Annotated in this window: 16 protein-coding genes; 10 read left to right on the top strand and 6 right to left on the bottom strand. The window is 61.0% G+C overall.

Annotation, left to right across the window (positions count from 1 at the left end; translation table 11 throughout):
* Nucleotides 1-23: 23 nt before the first annotated feature.
* Nucleotides 24-1,250 (bottom strand): FAD-dependent monooxygenase, encoded by a 1,227-nt coding sequence (locus tag GC1_RS18635; RefSeq protein ID WP_019297631.1) that lies wholly within the window; start codon nt 1,248-1,250, stop codon nt 24-26.
* Nucleotides 1,251-1,360: 110 nt separating this feature from the next.
* Here GC1_RS18635 and GC1_RS18630 point away from each other — a divergent pair, with 110 nt between their 5' ends.
* From GC1_RS18630 to GC1_RS18615, 4 genes are all read left to right on the top strand, one after another.
* On the top strand, nt 1,361-2,692 hold the full coding sequence (locus tag GC1_RS18630; RefSeq protein WP_029204961.1) for an amidase: 1,332 nt from the start codon (nt 1,361-1,363) through the stop codon (nt 2,690-2,692).
* Between the two features lie 109 nt (nt 2,693-2,801).
* Complete coding sequence (locus GC1_RS18625; RefSeq protein WP_019297633.1) at nt 2,802-3,980, top strand: aminotransferase class I/II-fold pyridoxal phosphate-dependent enzyme; 1,179 nt, start codon at nt 2,802-2,804, stop codon at nt 3,978-3,980.
* Nucleotides 3,981-4,095: 115 nt separating this feature from the next.
* Nucleotides 4,096-7,104 (top strand): DNA translocase FtsK, encoded by a 3,009-nt coding sequence (locus GC1_RS18620; RefSeq protein ID WP_019297634.1) that lies wholly within the window; start codon nt 4,096-4,098, stop codon nt 7,102-7,104.
* A gap of 79 nt (nt 7,105-7,183) precedes the next feature.
* Complete coding sequence (locus tag GC1_RS18615; RefSeq protein ID WP_019297635.1) at nt 7,184-7,768, top strand: LolA family protein; 585 nt, start codon at nt 7,184-7,186, stop codon at nt 7,766-7,768.
* Nucleotides 7,769-7,785: 17 nt separating this feature from the next.
* Here the strand turns inward: GC1_RS18615 and GC1_RS18610 are convergent, their stop codons facing one another.
* Together GC1_RS18610 and GC1_RS18605 are read right to left on the bottom strand one after the other, a co-directional pair.
* Entirely contained in the window at nt 7,786-9,174 is a 1,389-nt protein-coding gene (locus tag GC1_RS18610; protein WP_019297636.1) for an alpha/beta fold hydrolase, read from the bottom strand.
* A gap of 62 nt (nt 9,175-9,236) precedes the next feature.
* Nucleotides 9,237-9,824, bottom strand: a complete 588-nt coding sequence (locus tag GC1_RS18605; RefSeq protein ID WP_019297637.1) for a transglycosylase SLT domain-containing protein — start codon at nt 9,822-9,824, stop codon at nt 9,237-9,239.
* 333 nt (nt 9,825-10,157) lie between these two features.
* On the opposite strand from GC1_RS18605, the gene hspQ reads away from it, so the two are divergent.
* Complete coding sequence (gene hspQ / locus GC1_RS18600; protein WP_019297638.1) at nt 10,158-10,484, top strand: heat shock protein HspQ; 327 nt, start codon at nt 10,158-10,160, stop codon at nt 10,482-10,484.
* A 33-nt stretch (nt 10,485-10,517) separates the two neighbouring features.
* On the opposite strand, the gene GC1_RS18595 is transcribed toward hspQ, so the two are convergent.
* The 3 genes from GC1_RS18595 to GC1_RS18585 form a co-directional block, all read right to left on the bottom strand.
* The gene (locus tag GC1_RS18595) at nt 10,518-12,092 is read right to left on the bottom strand and encodes a gamma-glutamyltransferase family protein (RefSeq protein WP_019297639.1); all 1,575 of its coding nucleotides are present in this window, start codon (nt 12,090-12,092) and stop codon (nt 10,518-10,520) included.
* 308 nt (nt 12,093-12,400) lie between these two features.
* A complete protein-coding gene (locus tag GC1_RS18590; protein ID WP_019297640.1) occupies nt 12,401-12,850 on the bottom strand; it encodes an ATP-binding protein in 450 nt (149 codons plus the stop codon).
* A gap of 35 nt (nt 12,851-12,885) precedes the next feature.
* Complete coding sequence (locus tag GC1_RS18585; protein ID WP_019297641.1) at nt 12,886-13,230, bottom strand: STAS domain-containing protein; 345 nt, start codon at nt 13,228-13,230, stop codon at nt 12,886-12,888.
* Between the two features lie 95 nt (nt 13,231-13,325).
* Here GC1_RS18585 and GC1_RS18580 point away from each other — a divergent pair, with 95 nt between their 5' ends.
* The 5 genes from GC1_RS18580 to GC1_RS18560 all read left to right on the top strand — a co-directional run bounded on the left by GC1_RS18580 (nt 13,326) and on the right by GC1_RS18560 (nt 18,662).
* Nucleotides 13,326-14,498 carry a thiolase family protein gene (locus GC1_RS18580; RefSeq protein WP_019297642.1) on the top strand — a complete coding sequence of 391 codons (1,173 nt, stop codon included), beginning with the start codon at nt 13,326-13,328 and terminating at the stop codon, nt 14,496-14,498.
* 93 nt (nt 14,499-14,591) lie between these two features.
* A complete protein-coding gene (locus tag GC1_RS18575; RefSeq protein WP_019297643.1) occupies nt 14,592-15,047 on the top strand; it encodes a GAF domain-containing protein in 456 nt (151 codons plus the stop codon).
* 200 nt (nt 15,048-15,247) lie between these two features.
* A complete protein-coding gene (locus GC1_RS18570) occupies nt 15,248-15,817 on the top strand; it encodes a helix-turn-helix domain-containing protein (RefSeq protein ID WP_019297644.1) in 570 nt (189 codons plus the stop codon).
* A gap of 10 nt (nt 15,818-15,827) precedes the next feature.
* Nucleotides 15,828-16,199, top strand: a complete 372-nt coding sequence (locus tag GC1_RS18565; RefSeq protein WP_019297645.1) for a GFA family protein — start codon at nt 15,828-15,830, stop codon at nt 16,197-16,199.
* A gap of 15 nt (nt 16,200-16,214) precedes the next feature.
* Nucleotides 16,215-18,662 carry a GcvT family protein gene (locus GC1_RS18560; protein ID WP_019297646.1) on the top strand — a complete coding sequence of 816 codons (2,448 nt, stop codon included), beginning with the start codon at nt 16,215-16,217 and terminating at the stop codon, nt 18,660-18,662.
* The last annotated feature ends 45 nt before the right edge of the window (nt 18,663-18,707 follow it).

Below are 18,707 nucleotides of genomic sequence, written 5' to 3'. Positions count from 1 at the left end.
CCGGCCAGCGGCCCCAATTCCCCTTAAATCGCCTGCCCTTTCAGAAGCTTCGGCAGATCACCGGTCAAGCCCGCTGCCTCGCGTACAAAACCGCGGCGCAAGCCGGGGACCGCGCCCGCAAGTCCCATGCCGATATCCCGGCCCAGCCGCAGCAGCGGGTTGTCGTTTGAGAACAGGCGGTTGAACACGTCTGTCGCCGCAGTCAGAGAGGCAGTGTCGAAGCGGCGCCATTGCTGGTAGCGCTCCATCACCAGAGAGGAACCGATGTCCTCGCCGCGCCGGGTGGCTTCGGTGATCACCTCAGCCAGCGCACCAACATCGCGCAGGCCCGCGTTCAGCCCCTGACCCGCAATCGGGTGCATCCCGTGCGCGGCGTCGCCGATCAGCGCTATCCGGTCGCCGATGAAACTGTTGGCGATGGTCAGGTTCAACGGGTAGGTGAAGCGTTTTCCGGCCAGGGAAATCTCCCCCAGGAAATCTCCGAACCGGGGCCGCAGCGCCTGGATGTAATCCGCGTCGTCCAACGCGTGGATCGCCTTGGCGGTTTCGGTCCGTTCGCTCCACACAATAGACGACCGGTTGCCTGGCAGCGGCAGAATCGCCAGCGGCCCGGGCGGCATGAAGAACTGGTGGGCAATGCCGTGGTGCGGTTTTTCATGGTCGATGGCGCAGACCAGCGCGGTCTGGCCATAGTCCCAACCTGTGCGCTTGATCCCCGCCCGTTGTGCTGTGCCGCTGCGGCGCCCGTCGGAGCCGACCAGAACCTGGCCGCGCAGCTCTCCGCCGTCATCCAGAGTGACTGTCACGCCGGTCTGATCCGGCGCCTGTCCGACAACTGTGCGGCCCGATACCAAAGTAATCCCGGGCGCATCCTCCATCACCTGCAGGAAGGCGCGGCGCAGGAAGCGGTCTTCAACCATGTATCCCATCGGACCTTCTTCCAGCTCGGCGTGGTCGAAGTGGATGAAGAACGGCGATGGCCCGTGGCCCGCGTGGCCGTCCGTTACCTTGATCTCCAGCATGGGCTGCGCGTTGTCCCCGACATGCTGCCAGACACCGGTCTGCTGCAGCAGCCGCTGCGAGGCCAGCGCCAGCGCATAGCCGCGGCCGTCGAAACACTTGTCGGCCAATTTGTCTGGAGTCAGCGAGTCGACCACGGTAACGCTGTGGCCGGTCTGAGCCAGGGCCAGGGCCAGGGCCGGACCATTCAGCCCGCCGCCTACGATCAGGATATCGGACGTATTTTTCATGCCCCGCAATATGCGCCTGCTGGCGGGATTGTCCATGCAGGAAGCGCGGGATTGTGCCTGCGTCCCGCTGCCGCTACCGTCACCGGCAACTGCCAAGAGGAGAGATGCTGATGCAAGACTGGCTGACGATGAGTGCCGCCAATCTGGGACGCGGGATTGCGGCCGGTGAAATCGGCCCGGTGGCACTGACGCGCTGCTATTTGGATGCTATCGACGCGCATCCCCTGAAAGACCGGATCTACACGCAGGTGACCCATGACCGCGCGCTGGCGGAGGCGGAAGCGGCTGAGCAGCGTGCCCGTTTGGGTTTGCGCCGCTCGCTCTTGGATGGGGTGCCGATCAGCTGGAAAGACCTGTTCGACAGCGCAGATACAGCAACCGAATCCGGCTCTGACCTCTTGAAAGGACGGGTGCCGGATCAAGATGCGGCCGTTCTGTCCAATGCAACCCTCATGGGCACGGTCTGCCTCGGCAAAACCCACATGAGCGAGCTGGCGTTCTCTGGTCTGGGCTTCAACCCGGTCAAGGAAACACCGCCCTGTGTGAACGACCAAGACGCCGCTCCAGGAGGGTCGTCCTCCGGCGCGGCAGCCTCTGTGGCTTATGGGCTGGCGGCGGGCGGCATAGGTTCTGATACGGGCGGTTCTGTCCGCATTCCCTCTGCGTGGAATGATCTTGTTGGGCTTAAGACAACCTCCGGCCGGATCACGCTGGAGGGCGTCGTGCCCCTGTGCCTGAAGTTCGACACCGTAGGCCCGCTGGCCCGGTCAGTCGAAGATGCCGGGTTGCTGCTGGGCGTTCTGGAAGGGACTGCGGGTCCTGACCTGCGCAATCCTGGCTCCCTTAAGGGCCGCCGTTTCGCCGATCTCCAGAATGTGGCGCAGGACGATCTCGATCCAACAGTTGCCGCCGCCCACTGCGAAACGCTGCAGAGGCTGAGGGACGCCGGGGCAGAGATCGTGCCGCTGGAGGTGCCTGCGCTGGACGAGGCGATGGGCCTCAGCCCTATTCTCTACACGACAGAGGCCTATGGATTGTGGAAGGACGTGATCGAGGCGTCTCCGCAGCTGATGTACGCGGAGATCCTGGAACGCTTCCGCTCCGGTGCGCAGTTCAGCGGCCCGGACTATGTTGCGGCCTGGGCCAAGCTGGAGCAGTGCCGGATGGCCTGGGATCAGGCGGTGGTCGGATTTGAAGCGATCCTCAGCCCTGTCTCGCCCATTCTGCCGCCCAATTTGGACCGGCTGCAGAGCGACCACGACTATTACATCCAGTCCAACCTGATGGCGCTGCGTAACACCAGGATCGGCAACCTGATGGGGCTGTGCGGCCTGTCGCTGCCCACCGGCACCCCCAGCTGCGGGCTGCAGGTGCTGGGGCAGCCGGACTGCGAGGAAGCCCTGCTGCGCACCGGCGCCGCGATCGAGGCTGCCTTGGCCTGAAAGCCACATTCGGCCCATCGGCCGCATCACCGGGTGGACGCGTCCGCCCGCCCCCTGTAACCTGAGGCGCAAACGGGGCGCCAATGATCCCGTGACCGAGGCATAAGATATGGATTTTCCTGAGCGGTTTTCGAACCTGCCAGCCTATGCGTTTCCGCGCCTGCGGGCGTTATTGGATCATCACACCCCTGGCGGGGATGTGGTGCATATGACCATTGGCGAGCCGAAACATGCGTTTCCGGCCTGGGTCACCGATGTCATCGCAGAAAATGCCGCCGGGTTTAACCAATACCCCAACAACGACGGCACGCCGGAACTGCGCGGTGCGATTTCGGACTGGATCAGCCGCCGCTATGGTGTGACCGCTGACCCCGAAACGCAGGTCATGGCGCTGAACGGCACCCGCGAGGGGCTATACAATGCCGCCATGGCGCTGTGCCCGGAGCAGAAGAACGGGAAAAAGCCCGTAGTGCTGATCCCGAACCCCTTCTACCAAGTCTATATGGTGGCGACGATTTCCGTTGGGGCAGAGCCTGTGTTTGTCCCCGCGACCGCGGCAACAGGTCATTTACCGGACTATGAGAACCTGCCAGAGGAAATACTGAACCGAACCGCCGTGGCCTACATCTGCTCTCCCGCGAATCCACAGGGTGCAGTGGCCTCAGGTGCATACTGGAAACGGTTGATTCAGCTGGCCGACAAGTATGATTTCCGCATCTTTGCGGATGAATGCTACTCCGAGATCTACCGCGATGAAGCTCCCGTGGGAGCGCTGACCGTTGCGCAGGAACTGGGCGCCGATCCCGAGCGGGTGGTGCTGTTCAACTCGCTCTCAAAGCGTTCGAACTTGCCGGGGCTGCGCTCCGGGATGATTGCAGGCGGACCGGAAACCATTAAGCGGGTTAAACAGCTGCGGGCCTATTCAGGTGCTCCTCTGCCAGCGCCCTTGCAGGCCGCCGCTGCCAGGGTCTGGGCGGATGAGACGCATGTGGCGGAGAACCGTGCGCTCTATCAGGAAAAATACAAAATTGCGGATGAGGTCTTTGACGGCCTCAACGGCTACATGGCGCCCGAGGCGGGCTTCTTCCTTTGGCTTCCGGTGGAAAACGGCGAGCAGGCCGCGCTGAAGCTGTGGAAGGAAACCGGGGTGCGGGTGCTGCCCGGCGCTTATCTGGCGCAAGGCGCGACCGGCCAGAACCCGGGCGAGACTTACATCCGGGTGGCGCTGGTCGCCCCTGCTGAGGACACCCGCAAAGCGTTGAGCACGCTGCGCGGCTGTCTTTACTGAATTCTGCTGAGCGGCCCTTGGCTGGGGGCCGTGCAGCCAAAACCAAGAACGGACAGGCCCGTGACCCCGCGGTGAACAGCGGGGCAGGGGCAAATGAAACGGAACTGAGGTAGGCATGGCATTTCAAACCCGCAGCCGCGATCCGCTGCTCGACAGCAATATGCAGGCGGCCATTGAAAAGCGTGGCAAGGAACTGATCGGGATTGCCCTGATCCTGGTGGGGCTGATGGTTGCGGCCATGCTGGGTTCTTACACGCCCGAGGACCCGAACTGGACGGTGTCCACCGACGCGCCGGTACAGAACTGGCTGGGCCGCCCGGGCGCTTCTGTCTCCTTTATCCTGATCACCCTTTTCGGCAAGGCAAGCTGGGCGATGCCGCTGTTCTTGTCGGCTTGGGGCCTGCGCTTTGTGCTGCACCGGGGCGAGGACCGCGTGGTCTGGCCGCTTTTGCTGTCGGTGCCATGGCTGCTTGTGGTGGCCCTGCACATGGAGACCCTGAATGCCAGCACCAGCTGGCAGCAGAATTATGACTTCGGCCTTGGCGGCATGGTTGGCTACACCTTCCTGGGTGCGCTGCTGGCGCTGTTGCCAGTGGGCCTGCACTTCATGGTCAAAATCATGTCCTTGCTGAGCGCCGCGGGCATGCTGGCGCTTGGGTGTGTGGTGCTGGGTTTCACCTGGCCTGAGGTGAAGAAAGGCCTGAACAAGGTGATGGTTGGCCTCATCCTGGGCTATGGCGCGGTTGCGGCCTTGCTTGGCCGGGGGGCGTCCAGCGGGCTGCAGGCTGCAATGACCTACCGCAAGGAACGGGCCGAATGCGTGCATGACGACGGCGCGAACACCTACGCGGGCACCGGCGACGATCCCGAAATGTTCGAGGATTACCCGCAAGATACCTATGCAGTTGAAAGCATCGAGGAGACGCCCGAAGCTCCCGCCAAAGGCGGGCTGCTGTCGCGGGTGCCGGGGCTCATTCGCAGGGCTGCACCTGCTGCGCCGGCATCTGAAGACGTTTATGCTGCAGACCAGCAGTACTCCGGCGCGGAAGAAAGTGATGGCGGGGCAGACGGCGAAGACCGGATCTCACAGAAGATCGCCAACGCGGTAAGGATACGCCGTGCGGCGGACACACCGCCGGAACTGGATCCGAACCTGCCGCTGACAAAGGGCCGCGGCCAACGGCCGGCACCGCTGATTTTCAATCCCGCGGCCGCACAGGGCGGCCTGCCTGCGGAGCCGCCGCTGACCGCTGCGCAAATGCCGGTGCCGGAAGAGCCGCCGCTGTCCTGGCAGACTGCAGAAGAAGATTATGTCTCGCAGGCACCGGAAGCACGTGTTCAGCAGGAAGATGCCAGCAGCGGCTTTGACAGCGCGCCTCAGATGCTGACTCCGGACCATGTGCCTGCGGAGACCCTTCCTGATGCAACCGCTCCGCTCCAGGACGCACCCCAAGCGCCCAAGACGCCGGGGCCGCGGCTGACCGTTGATCTGCCGGTGGCTGAACCGCGCAAGGCGGTGGTCGAGAAACCGGCGCGCAAGCCGGTGCAGCCCTCAACGCGGGCCAAGGCGGAAGCCCAGCCCAACCTCGCGTTTGATGACAGCAGCAGCGATTTTGAGCTGCCGCCGCTGAACCTGCTGACCAATCCGGTCAGCATCGAACGCCACCATCTGAGTGACGAGGCGCTGGAAGAAAACGCCCGGATGCTGGAGACAGTGCTGGACGACTATGGCGTGAAGGGCGAAATCGTCTCGGTTCGCCCCGGCCCTGTTGTCACCATGTATGAGCTGGAGCCCGCGCCGGGCCTCAAGGCTTCCCGCGTGATCGGCCTGGCGGATGACATCGCGCGCTCCATGTCGGCGCTGTCGGCTCGGGTTTCGACCGTCCCTGGCCGCACGGTGATCGGCATCGAACTGCCGAATGAGAAACGCGAGAAGGTGGTTTTGCGCGAAATCCTGTCCTCCCGCGACTTCGGCGACGGCAACCATGCGTTGCCGCTGGCGCTGGGTAAGGACATCGGCGGCGACGCCATGGTCGCGAACCTCGCTAAAATGCCCCACCTGCTGATCGCGGGTACGACCGGCTCCGGTAAGTCGGTGGCGATCAACACCATGATCCTGTCGCTGCTTTACAAGCTGACACCAGATGAATGCCGCCTGATCATGATCGACCCCAAGATGCTGGAACTTTCCGTCTATGACGGCATTCCGCATCTGCTCTCGCCCGTTGTGACCGATCCGAAGAAGGCCGTCGTGGCCCTCAAGTGGGTGGTGGGCGAGATGGAGGATCGCTACCGCAAGATGTCCAAGATGGGCGTGCGAAATATCGCGGGCTACAATGGCCGCGTGAAAGAGGCGCTGGCCAAAGGCGAGATGTTCAGCCGTACGGTGCAGACCGGTTTTGACGACGATACGGGCGAACCGGTGTTTGAGACCGAAGAGTTCGAACCCAAGGCACTGCCTTATATCGTTGTAATCGTCGATGAGATGGCCGACCTGATGATGGTTGCTGGCAAGGAGATCGAGGCCTGCATTCAGCGTTTGGCGCAGATGGCGCGGGCCTCTGGCATCCACTTGATTATGGCAACCCAGCGCCCCTCGGTCGACGTGATCACCGGCACTATCAAGGCAAACTTCCCGACCCGGATTTCCTTCCAGGTCACTTCAAAAGTCGACAGCCGCACCATCCTGGGCGAGATGGGTGCTGAACAGCTATTGGGCATGGGCGACATGCTCTATATGGCGGGCGGCGCCAAAATCACCCGCTGCCACGGCCCGTTCTGCTCGGATGAAGAGGTCGAGGAAGTGGTGAACCACCTCAAGCAATTCGGTCCGCCGGATTACGTCGGAAGCGTTCTGGATGGCCCGGATGAGGACAAGGCCGACAATATCGATGCGGTTCTGGGCCTGAACACCGGTGGCAATACCGATACCGAGGATGCCCTCTATGACACGGCTGTTGCCATCGTCACCAAGGATCGCAAGTGTTCCACCTCCTATATCCAGCGGAAGCTGGCAATCGGCTACAACAAGGCCGCGCGGCTTGTTGAGCAGATGGAGGACGAGGGCGTCGTTTCCGCAGCCAACCACGTGGGTAAACGGGAAATTCTGGTTCCCGAACAGTGAGCTGACGAAAAACTGCCGATGCCGGATCCTTGCAGGTCCGGCATCTTCACTTCTGTAGCAGCGTACCTATGTTGAGCCCATGAAACGGATTGCACTTGCGCTTGCGCTGACCCTCATTGCCCCGGCTTCCTGGGCGGCAGAGAAACTGAGCCTTAACGAGATCTCCCGCTATCTGAACGGGATTTCCACGGCGTCGTCGCCTTTCACGCAAATCAATGACGATGGCAGCCTGTCTACAGGCAAACTGTATATGCACCGGCCAGGGCGGATGCGGTTTGAATATGATGGCAACGGAGGCGGCACTGTGGTGGCCGGCGGCGGTGCGGTGGTGATCCACGATCCCAAGTCGAACCAGCCGCCTGAAACCTATCCGCTGAAGCGGACGCCGCTGTCGATCATTCTGGACCGCAGGGTGGACTTGGGCCGGGCCAACATGGTGGTGGGGCACAGCTTTGACGGCACCTCGACCATCGTGCGGGCGCAGGACCCGGAGCATCCGGACTATGGCAGTATTGAGATGATGTTCACCGGCAGCCCCGTGGAATTGCGCAAATGGGTTATCCACGACGGCGCAGGTGGTAAAACAACCGTCATTCTCGGGGCGATGGAAACTGGCGTAAAGCTGTCCTCCAGCTTGTTCACGACTACTGGCCGGTCCCGCTGAACAGCGATTTCTCTCTGTTAAGCGTGGCGGTGAATGAAGGGCATAGCCTCGTCAAAGAATTCCTGAAATCCCGGGTGCCCGCCGACCATGCCGTGATTGTTGCCGGGCAGTTCTACAAAGCTGGCACCTGGGATCAGCCTTGCCGCCAGCCGGCCTTCCGAAACCGGCACCGCCCGGTCGCCGCCGCAATGCAAAACAAGGGTAGGGACCCGGACCTTTTCTGCGTGGGGGGCAGCGTCGATTTCCGCGTTCATCTCCACTATGCGAAGCGCATTTTTTGTGTTGGTTGAAAGCCGCTGCAACTCATCGAAGGACTCACCTTCCGCCGCAGTGGCATCAGGAATGTAAGTGGTCGTGAAGAAATGCCGGTAGATGGAATCGGGTGATCCCCAGCCGTCGCGGATCATGTTGTAGCCGATCTGATAGAACCGGTCCGCCTCCGGGTCCTTGCGCCGCATCCGTCCGCGCACATAGCCGCCCAGCAGGATCAGGCATTTGACCCGCTCCGGGTACTGCGCCGCGAACCGCATGGAAAAGGCTGCGCCCTGGCTGATTCCAAACAAGGCAAACCGGTCCAGGCCCGCGGCATTGGCAACGGTGAACATGTCGTCGATCATCCGGTCTTCGGAAATCTCGTCCACCTCCCAATCCGACAGCCCGTTGCCGCGTTGATCAAAGCGGGTCAGGCTGCATTTGCCTGCAAATTCAGCCAGAAACTGACCCCACACAGGGCTTTGCCACTCGTATTCAATATGGTTGATCCAGTTCGGTGCCTTCAGCACAGGCGGCCCGTGACCGATCGTGGTATAGGCCAAATGGGTTCCATCGGGAGAGGAGCAATACTTGACCCTTTGCTGCAGCGCCGCTTCCGGCGGTTCACGTTCGGGACGGGCTTCGGGAACCCACTGCCAAAGCCGGACTGGACGGGAGATGTTCCTGACCCGTTGTGAACCCATGTCGCGGAAACGTTCCCCAAGCTGCCCAGTCACAGTTTCATGCACGATACCAGAGATGCTAATGCCGCCGGGTTCCGCAAGGCCTTCCAACCGGGCAGCCACATTGATGCCGTCGCCGAAGATATCCGCACCGTCGAAGACCACATCGCCGATGTTGATCCCGATCCGGTAGCGGATCCTGATTTTCTCAGGCATATCCGCCTCACGGATCGCCATCTCCTTCTGGATCGCCAGGGCGCAACGGACGGCATCATGCGCAGAGGCAAACTCAACAAGCATGCCGTCACCGGTGGTTTTCACTATATGGCCGCGGTGTGCCGCGATCTGGGGATCGATCAGCTCCTTGCGATGGCCTTTCTGCCGCGTCAAAACGCCCTCATCGTCCTCTTCCATGAGGCGGGAGTATCCGGCCATATCGGCGACCAGAATGGCAGCGAGCCTGCGTTCCATACTCTGTGTCCTCCCCCCTGAATGTTAGGGGAGAGGCGTTCAATATCCAGTTTTGGCCCGGGTCACCGGAATTTGCGGCAGGTTGCCAGCTGTGCTTGATAGGTTTGTGCGCGTGCCTCGACCTGGCCTGCAACGCGCATCAGCCAAGCTTTGGATCGGTAGCTTCCTCGGGAGTAGCCGTAGTGGCCCTCATGATAGGCCAGATACTGGTTGCGCGCATCATAAAGAGGGATGCCGTTCTTCTCCAAGCTCTTGCGCATATACCAGCCCATGAAGTCGGTGGCATCGCTGATCCGGTCGCGCTTGGCACGGCGGCGGCCAGTGTCGTGGCGGTAATCGTCCCAAGTGCCGTCCAACGCCTGGCTGTAGCCATAGGCGCTTGATTGCCGGCCTATCGGGATCACGCCCAGAAGGTACTGATGCGGCGTGCGGGCATCACCACGAAACCGGCTTTCGTGATAAATCGTGGCCATCTGCACATGCACTGGAACGCCCCAGCGGCGCTGGGTTGCGCGAAATGCCTTCAGGTATTCAGGCCGCTGCTGGATGATGCTGCAAGCATTGTCCAGATTGCGCGGCGGCGCTTTGTGCCCGCCTCCGCAAGACGCAACCGCCATGAGGAGAACGAGGGCGCTGATAAGTCTGCTCATTGCCTCTGCCCATTTTGTTTTGGGTATGTTTTGCGGCGAGTTTAGCCGATTGCAGCAGGCGAGGAAATCACATTTCCTGAAACGATTTCAGCTGCGGTGGTGAAAAAAAATCGGTGATTTCGGGGTGAAACTGCCTGTTCCGCCGTCTGCTACGCGGGGACAAGTTCCAGCTGTGAGGTTGATCCGCCAGGTCAGTTGCCTGCACGTTTCACGACGGCGTCTCCGGGTACTGTCAAAATGGAGTCCACAGTCTGTTTCCCCGAAAATTTGCCTCAACAGTTGGACATTTCCCCGAAGCGCGCGCTATTTAGAAAAGACGGGGGCATAAAGACCATGATGAGAACACGCGCAAAATACAATCTTGGGCAGGTCGTCCGCCACCGGAAGCATCCCTTTCGCGGCGTCGTCTTTGATGTTGACCCGGAATTTTCGAATACTGAGGAATGGTATGAGGCGATCCCGGAAGACAGCCGTCCCGTTAAGGACCAGCCTTTCTACCATTTGCTGGCGGAGAACGACCAAAGCTATTATGTGGCCTACGTTTCCGAACAGAACTTGGTTGCGGACTATTCAGGAGAGCCTGTTGGTCACCCTGATGTGTCTGAAATGTTCGGAAACTTCGATGGCGGCGCCTATGCGCTGCACTATCAACTGAACTGAATTTTTCAGAGGGGCCTGTCTGACGCCGGGTTTTCAGTATCCCAGTGCGCAGCCGTCCTTGCGCGGGTCGCTGGCGCCTTCCAGTACGCCGGAAGCATGGATGCGGATTGCCTGTGCACCTCCCAGCGGAGTGTCTGGAACCTCGACTTTGTGGCCCAAATCCGTCAGCTGCTGGCGGACCGCATCTGAGTAGCCTCGCTCCACCTTCAGCAAGCCAGCATCGGCAAAGCAGCGCGGGGCATCAATGGCGGATTGCAGGTCCATGCCGAAATCCAGAAGGTTCGACACCAGACGGGCGTGACCTGCAGGCTGATATCCACCGCCCATCACGCCAAAAGGCATAGTCACTTCTTCATCTTGCGTCAGCATTGCCGGAATGATGGTATGCATTGGTCGCTTGCCGGGCCCCAGCTCGTTGGGGTGGCCTTTTTCGAGAGTGAAACCCGCGCCGCGGTTCTGCAAGAGAATGCCAAATTTTTCTGACGCGATTCCAGAGCCAAAGCCGTGGAAGATGGAATAGATCAGCGAAACCGCCATCCGGTCTTTGTCCACCACCGTGATGTAAACTGTGTCCTTGTGAACCGCTTCCGTCAGTGGCGCGGCGGCAGGTATGGCCTGCTTGGGGTCGATCAGAGCGGCAAGACGTGAGGCAGTTTCCGGCGCCAGCATGTGCTCCAGCCGGGAGGTGTGGTCAGGATCTGCTAAAAACCGGTTGCGCGCGTCATATGCCAGCTTGGCGGCCTCAGCCTCGATGTGCGCGCGTTCCGCACCTAAAGGGTCCATTCCTGCAAGGTCAAATTGCTTAAGAATATTCAGCAGAAGGATCGCCGTAGCGCCCTGGCCGTTGGGAGGATGCTCGGCTAACCCCATATCCTTGTAGGAGCCTTCAACCGGTTGGGTAAAGAAACTGCAGGCACTGGCAAAGTCCTGCAGCGAGTGCGTACCTCCAACAGCCGATAGTGCTGACACCATGTCGTCAGCTACTTCACCTAAGTAAAACGCGTCACGCCCGTGCTTTGCAATCCTGCGAAGCACCTCGGCTTGGCCGGGTGCACGGAACAGATCACCCGAGTTTAGCGGTTTTCCGTCTTTCAGAAAGTGGTCACGCGCCGCACCGGTTAAGGTTCCGGCACTGTTCTGCCAGTCAAATGCTGTGCGTGCCGCTACGGGCACGCCTTCTTCTGCGTGCCGGATGGCAGGTTGCAGCAGGACATCAAGCCCAAGGCAGCCTTCGGACTCCGCCAGGCGGCAGAATGCATCAATGGCGCAAGGGATGGTAACGGCGTCCGCGCTGCCCAGCGGAACTGCGCCAAGACCTTGTGCTCTTAAAGCGGCTGCATTGGCTCCTGCTGGGGCGAAGCCGGATCCGTTAAGTGCCTGAATTCCTTGCTCCGGGTGCGAAAACAGCACAAAGCAGTCGCCACCGATCCCGGTCATTTGCGGCTCGCAGATCCCCAGCAGAACCGCCCCGGCCACTGCAGCGTCCATGGCGTTGCCGCCGCGCTTTAGCATGTCCAGCGCCACACCGGCAGCCAGCGGGTGAGAGGTGGCGCACATGCCGGCGGAAGCAAAAACTGCCGAGCGTCCGGGTAAATGAAAATCTCGCATGGCCTTGCTTCCCGTATTGACGCCGAGAGCCTAGGCAACACGCGCCGGAAAACAAGCCAATTCCTCAGCGAGGGTGTAGGAACTGGAGATACGGTGGTGAGGGAAGATAGGGAGCGCTGAAAGAGATGTCCCCGGTGCCGTGCTCTGGTGGGGGCAAGAACACACGGCACCAGGGGAAGCTCGTTTCAGCTACAAGTAACGTTTCGCATACCTGTTGGGCCGTGGCGGGCCGGAAATGCGGCGCTATTGTGGCGAAACGTTAAAGTTGCGTTTAAGTGGTGTTGGAGGCCGTCAACGCAAGATCAGGTTCAAGCCTCGGCAGAGGGACTGGTAACCTGAATCTCGAAGCAGAGCGTCAGATTATTGCTTCCTTCGGACCGCTCATACTGGACTTGGCTGGCCAATTCCCGGATCAGGAACCAGCCAAATCCGCCCTCGGGCAGGCTCTTGACCGGAACATTGACATCGGCGGGCTTGCCTTCAGGCAGTTGCCCGTTCGGGAAAGGAGAACCAGCGTCCTGGATGCTGATCCAAAGCCGATCGTGGGTAAGTTCCGCTTTGATACGAACATCCCCAGGTGTTGCGTCTGCATAGGCATGCTCTACCACGTTGTTCACGGCTTCAGTTAAGGCAATTTGCACCTCGTCAGCGCGGGCCGAGGGGATACCCAAGGTCCGCAGTCGGGCCACGACCGATGAGATGCTGGAGCGGGCATCTGTATTCGTGGCTGTGAACGAGCAAGCAAAGGTTTTTACCATCAATTTCTCGCTTTGCGCCGCCAGCGCAGTCGTCTTCAGGAATTTGCGCTGGCCGGGGCGGTTGCTTCGCTCAGCGAACTATACAGATCAAAGATCGTGTCCATGCGCGTCAGCCTGAAGACTTTCTCCACCATGGGGGTCAGCCCGGCCAGATCCAGCTTGCGGCCACCGCCCAGCTGCTTCATGGCCGCAACAATCGCGCCAAGTCCGCTGGAGTCGATGAACTGCACCTCGGACAGGTCCAGAATGACGCGCTCGGCCCCGGCTTCGGTTTCGGTGCGCATGTCTTCCTTGAACTGGATGGCCATGGCGGCATCAATGCGCTCTGCATTGACTTTGACGATCTGTGCACCGTCCGTCATGGTGGTGGTCAGGCTCATTTTAGTCCCCCGGGATGTAACGTCATTAGGCTGTACTCTAGACCGCAAAGCTTACTTTTCTGTAGGTATAATTTTGACGATTGGAGGAAAATTGCATGAAAGATGTTGTTATCGCCGGAGCGGCCCGGACGCCTATGGGCGGGTTCCAGGGCATGTATGACGGGGTGACGGCTGCAGAGCTGGGCGGCGCGGCAATCCGGGCTGCTTTGGAAGGGGCCGGCACTGCCACCGTGGACGAGGTGCTGATGGGCTGCGTGCTGCCGGCAGGGCAGGGTCAGGCACCGGCGCGCCAGGCAGGCTTCTCTGCTGGCCTGGGCGAAGAAGTGCCAGCCACCACGCTCAACAAGATGTGCGGTTCGGGTATGAAGGCGGCGATGATCGCATTTGACCAGATTGCGCTGGGCCAGGCGGACACGATGATTGCAGGAGGCATGGAGAGCATGACAAATGCGCCCTACGTGCTGCCCAAGATGCGCGGCGGCGCCCGCATCGGCCACGGCCAGGTGATCGACCATATGTTCCTGGACGGTCTGGAAGACGCATATGACAAGGGCCGCCTGATGGGCACCTTTGCCGAAGATTGCGCCGAAAAATACCAGTTTACGCGTGAGGCGCAGGACGAATATGCGCTGAAATCGCTGTCCAATGCGCTGGAAGCGCAGGAAAGCGGTGCGTTTGACGGTGAAATCGCAGCCGTGACCGTGAAAACCCGCAAGGGCGATGTCATCACGGATGCGGATGAGCAGCCAAAATCCGCACGCCCGGAAAAGATCCCGACGCTGAAACCGGCGTTCCGCAAGGACGGTACAGTGACCGCAGCCAATGCCTCCTCCATTTCTGATGGAGCTGCGGCCTTGGTACTGGCCTCCGCTGAAGCTGCCGAAGCGCAAGGCCTGAAAGTCCGCGCCCGCATTCTAGGTCACGCCAGCCACGCCCAAGCGCCGGGCTGGTTCACCACCGCTCCGGTGCCGGCTGCTCAGAAACTGCTCACGTCAATCGGCTGGACCGTCGAAGACGTTGATCTGTGGGAGGTGAATGAGGCCTTTGCCGTGGTGCCGATGGCCTTCATGCATGAAATGGGCCTCCCACGCGATAAGGTGAACGTGCACGGCGGCGCCTGCGCGCTGGGCCACCCGATCGGCGCCTCCGGCGCGCGGATCATGGTCACCCTGCTGAACGCTCTTGAAAAACGCGGCCTCAAGCGCGGCGTGGCAGCGATTTGCATCGGCGGTGGCGAAGGTACCGCAATTGCGATTGAGCGGGTCTGATCTTCACTTTTGCGAAATACTCGCGGGGGTGAATTGACCGTGAGGTCAAGAGGGGGCAGACAGCCCCCTCAATACGTTTCAGGAGAGCTGCACATGCAGGTTGAATACGCAACCCTGGCCAAGACCATCGCGGCGCTGACCGAAGGCGAAACGGATGAAGTGGCGCTGATGGCCACCGTGGCCTGCGAGGTGCACCACGCGGACGGCCGCTTCAACTGGACCGGCTTTTACCGCGTCGTGGCACCGGAGCTGCTGAAGATCGGGCCTTATCAGGGCGGCCATGGCTGCCTGCAGATCCCATTCTCCCGCGGCGTTTGCGGCGCAGCGGCGCGCACTGGTGTGGTGCAACTGGTACCGGATGTCGATGCCTTTCCCGGCCACATCGCCTGCGCGTCCTCTACACGCTCGGAGCTGGTGCTGCCGGTTTGGAACGGTGCTGGAGAACTGATCGGGGTGTTTGACATTGACAGCGACAAGCCCGATGCCTTCACTCAGGAAGACGCTGACCAGCTGGAGGCAATCCTGCGGCAGGTGTTCAGCCGCGGCTGATTCGCATATTCGGGGCTTTGCCCCCGGCCTTGCAGCCTTCTTCCAAGGGACAATCGACCAGAAAAAGCCGCCCGGCGCCTGATGGCGCTGGGTTTTTTTCATGGCACTCTTCCGCCCTGTGAAAAAAGGCTTGGAAATTTCACGAACTCGGTCCATCGTGAAAAACGAGAGGATTTTTTCACGGAGCGGGGAGAGAGCCGGTGAACGATCAGACGGTGGCAACGGCGACACTGGGGGCGGATATCCGGGCCTTGCGCAAGGCGCGCGGTCTGACCCTGTCGGATATTGCCGCGATGCTGAACCGCTCGGTCGGCTGGCTGAGCCAAGTTGAACGGGACATGTCCGAGCCCTCGATCTCCGACCTGCGGCAGATTGCCGAAGCGCTGGGCGTACCGATGTCGATGCTGTTTGCCCACTCCGGCGCCCCGGCAGATGAACATGGCTATATCGTGCGTGCAGGCTCCCGCCGCCCGATGGGCTCCGGTGAGGAAGGGCTGATCGAGGAATTGCTCTCCCCCGACCTGACCGACGATTTCGAGATGGTGCACTCCACCTTCCAGCCCAACTCGCGGATGCAGACCCCGGCGAACCGGCCGACACAGGAGGTCGGCTACATGATCTCGGGCAAGCTGGATCTGCTGATCGGAGGCCGCAGCTTTACTGTTGGCCCTGGCGACAGTTTCCGGATCAAGCATGAGCCGTATCAGTGGTCAAACCCTTATGAAGAGCCCGCGGTGGCTGTCTGGGTTATCGCGCCGCCGGTCTATTAGGAGGAAGGTTATGATCAAGGGATCCTGCCTCTGCGGCGACATCCGTTTTGAAACTGCGGCCAAACCGCAAAATGCCTCAATGTGCCATTGCAGCCAGTGCCGCAAGCAATCCGGCGGCATCTGGGTCTCTGCGCAGGTGCGCGACGCAGACCTCACGATCACCGGACCGGTGAGCTGGTTCGAGGCAACGCCGCAGGCCAAGCGCGGGATCTGCCCGCGCTGCGGCTCCTTCCTGTTCTGGAAGGGGACGGGGGAAGACACCACCAGTTTCGCTTTGGGCGCTGTCGACGGGAACACCGGTCTCAGCGTCGAAAAGCACATCTTTACCGCCTCCAAGGGCGACTACTACCGGATTGCGGACGGCGTGCCGCAAGAAGACTGAGACTAGGGAGCGAACATGTCTGATTTTCCAACCAAGGCCCGTGTGGTCATCATCGGCGGCGGCGTCGTCGGCTGCTCGTCGCTTTATCATCTGGCCAAGAAAGGCTGGACCGATTGTGTGCTGCTGGAGAAGAACGAGCTGACTGCCGGTTCGACCTGGCATGCGGCCGGCAACGTGCCGACCTTCTCGACCTCCTGGGCGATCATGAACATGCAGCGCTACTCGACTGAGCTGTATTCAGGCTTGGCCGAAGAGGTCGACTACCCGATGAACTACCATGTTTCGGGCTCGATCCGTCTGGCACACACCAAAGAGCGGATGCAGGAATTCGAACGCGCCATGTCCATGGGCCGTTACCAGGGTATCCCGATGGAGATGTGGACCCCGGAAGAAACCAAGGAACACTATCCGTTCCTGGAGACGCATGACTTGGCTGGTGTTCTCTATGACCCGACCGATGGCGACATCGACCCGGCACAGCTGACCCAGGCCCTGGCCAAGGGCGCGCGCGACCTGGGCGCGAAGATCCTGCGCTTCACGCCGGCAACCAGTGTGACCCAGCACGAAGACGGAACATGGACCGTGCACACTGAAAAAGGCGACATCGACTGCGAGTATGTGGTGAACGCCGCCGGATACTACGCGCAGCGCGTGGGCGAGATGTTCAAGCCCTACGGCGGCCGGACCGTGCCTGCCATGGTGATGGAGCACCAGTACCTGCTGACCGAACAGATCCCCGAGGTCGAAGCCTGGTCCAAGGAACACGGCGGCAAGCTGCCCCTGATCCGTGATGTGGATGTGTCTTACTACCTGCGTCAGGAAAAGCACGGCTACAACCTCGGCCCCTATGAGCCGAACTGCAAAGGCCACTGGCTGACCGAAGACGATCCGATGCCTGAGGACTTCTCGTTCCAGCTATGGCAAGAAGATTTGGACCGGATCGAGGATATTGTCACCGATGCGATGGAGCGGGTGCCGCTGATGGCGACCTCCGGTGTTTCCAGCGTGATCAATGGCCCGATCCCCTATGCGCCCGATGGCCTGCCGATGATCGGCCCGATGCCGGGTGTGAAAAACGCCTTCGAGGCACATAGCTTTACCTTCGGCATTGCCCAGGGCGGCGGCGCCGGCAAGGTGCTGGCAGAATGGATCATCGATGGCCACACTGAGTGGGACATGTGGGCCGTCGATCCGCGCCGCTATACCGACTACACCGATCAGGACTACTGCAACCAGAAAGGCATGGAAGTTTACGGCAACGAATATGCCATGCACTTCCCGCACCACGAGTGGCCGGCCGCGCGCGACAAGAAGGTCAGCCAGGTCCATGCCAAGATCAAAGAACTGGGTGGCGTGATGGGCGCCTACAACGGCTGGGAACGCGCCAACTGGTTCGCGCAGCCGGGTGACGATACCTCGGAAGAGGCCACCCACACCTGGGGCCGCTCCGGCCCGTGGCAGCAGCGCATCAAGGAAGAATGCGAAGCGGTCCGTGACGGCGCCGGTGTGCTTGACCTGCCGGGCTTCTCCCGCTTCAACCTGAGCGGTGAAGGCGCTGCGGAATTCCTGCGCGGCCTGGTGACTGGCGGTCTGCCCAAGGTGGGCCGGATGAACCTGGTCTACTTCTCGGACGACCGCGGCCGTATCCTGACCGAGATGTCCTGTGTCCGTCATGGCGAAGACCACTTTACCATGATCACCGCAGGCTCGGCCCAGTGGCACGATTTCGAAATCCTGAAGAAGGCGCTGCCTGACGGCCTGACCTTGACCGACCACACCACCGAATTCGCAACTATGATCGTCACCGGCCCGAAATCGCGTGAGCTGTTTGCAGGTATCTCCGACGCCGACCTGTCGCTTGGCTGGTTGACCCACCAGGAAGCCACGGTCGCGGGCAAACCCGCCTTCCTGGCGCGGGTGTCCTTTGCCGGCGAACTGGGCTGGGAGGTGCACTGCGCCAATGAGCATCAGCCGGCAATCTATGATGCCTTGCTCGCAGGCGGCGCCAAGCCGTTCGGCATGTATGCGCTGAATTCCCTGCGCATCGAGAAGGGCTACCGCACCTGGAAGGGTGATCTGTCGACCGACTACTCGCTGCTCGAAGGCGGGTTGGAGCGGTTTGTCAAACTGGACAAGCCGCAGGATTTCCCGGGTAAGGCTGCAATCCAGAACGAAAAGCAGCAGGGCGTGAAAAAGTCCTTTGTGACCCTGATTGTCGAAGCTGGCGAGGCAGACGCGCCTTACATGTCCTGCATCTGGAAAGATGGCGAGATCGTGGGCGAAACGACGTCCGGCGACTGGGGCTACCGTGTGAATGCCTCCATCGCGCTGGGCATGGTGCGTCCTGAGCTGGCCGTTCCGGGTACCGAACTGGAGGTAGAGATCTACGGTGAGAAGTGCCGCGCGGTGGTTCAGAAGGACGAACCGTTGTGGGATCCGGCCAACGAGCGCCTGCGCGCCTGATGTGCTAGGGTCGGCCCGTCACGCTTTATTCAGGAGGCTTCAGCG

The organism is Leisingera sp. ANG1, from assembly GCF_000203975.2.
Taxonomy (GTDB): Bacteria; Pseudomonadota; Alphaproteobacteria; order Rhodobacterales; family Rhodobacteraceae; genus Leisingera.
The sequence above is the reverse complement of the archived record's forward strand: the minus strand, read 5'-3'. Positions and strand labels throughout refer to the sequence as shown.

Excerpts from the sequence above, each read along its gene's own strand:
- GC1_RS18635 (WP_019297631.1), bottom strand. The coding sequence starts at position 1,250 with ATGAAAAATACGTCCGATATCCTGATCGTAGGCGGCGGGCTGAATGGT.
- GC1_RS18630 (WP_029204961.1), top strand. The coding sequence starts at position 1,361 with ATGCAAGACTGGCTGACGATGAGTGCCGCCAATCTGGGACGCGGGATT.
- GC1_RS18625 (WP_019297633.1), top strand. The coding sequence starts at position 2,802 with ATGGATTTTCCTGAGCGGTTTTCGAACCTGCCAGCCTATGCGTTTCCG.
- GC1_RS18620 (WP_019297634.1), top strand. The coding sequence starts at position 4,096 with ATGGCATTTCAAACCCGCAGCCGCGATCCGCTGCTCGACAGCAATATG.
- GC1_RS18615 (WP_019297635.1), top strand. The coding sequence starts at position 7,184 with ATGAAACGGATTGCACTTGCGCTTGCGCTGACCCTCATTGCCCCGGCT.
- GC1_RS18610 (WP_019297636.1), bottom strand. The coding sequence starts at position 9,174 with ATGGAACGCAGGCTCGCTGCCATTCTGGTCGCCGATATGGCCGGATAC.
- GC1_RS18605 (WP_019297637.1), bottom strand. The coding sequence starts at position 9,824 with ATGAGCAGACTTATCAGCGCCCTCGTTCTCCTCATGGCGGTTGCGTCT.
- hspQ (WP_019297638.1), top strand. The coding sequence starts at position 10,158 with ATGATGAGAACACGCGCAAAATACAATCTTGGGCAGGTCGTCCGCCAC.
- GC1_RS18595 (WP_019297639.1), bottom strand. The coding sequence starts at position 12,092 with ATGCGAGATTTTCATTTACCCGGACGCTCGGCAGTTTTTGCTTCCGCC.
- GC1_RS18590 (WP_019297640.1), bottom strand. The coding sequence starts at position 12,850 with ATGGTAAAAACCTTTGCTTGCTCGTTCACAGCCACGAATACAGATGCC.
- GC1_RS18585 (WP_019297641.1), bottom strand. The coding sequence starts at position 13,230 with ATGAGCCTGACCACCACCATGACGGACGGTGCACAGATCGTCAAAGTC.
- GC1_RS18580 (WP_019297642.1), top strand. The coding sequence starts at position 13,326 with ATGAAAGATGTTGTTATCGCCGGAGCGGCCCGGACGCCTATGGGCGGG.
- GC1_RS18575 (WP_019297643.1), top strand. The coding sequence starts at position 14,592 with ATGCAGGTTGAATACGCAACCCTGGCCAAGACCATCGCGGCGCTGACC.
- GC1_RS18565 (WP_019297645.1), top strand. The coding sequence starts at position 15,828 with ATGATCAAGGGATCCTGCCTCTGCGGCGACATCCGTTTTGAAACTGCG.
- GC1_RS18560 (WP_019297646.1), top strand. The coding sequence starts at position 16,215 with ATGTCTGATTTTCCAACCAAGGCCCGTGTGGTCATCATCGGCGGCGGC.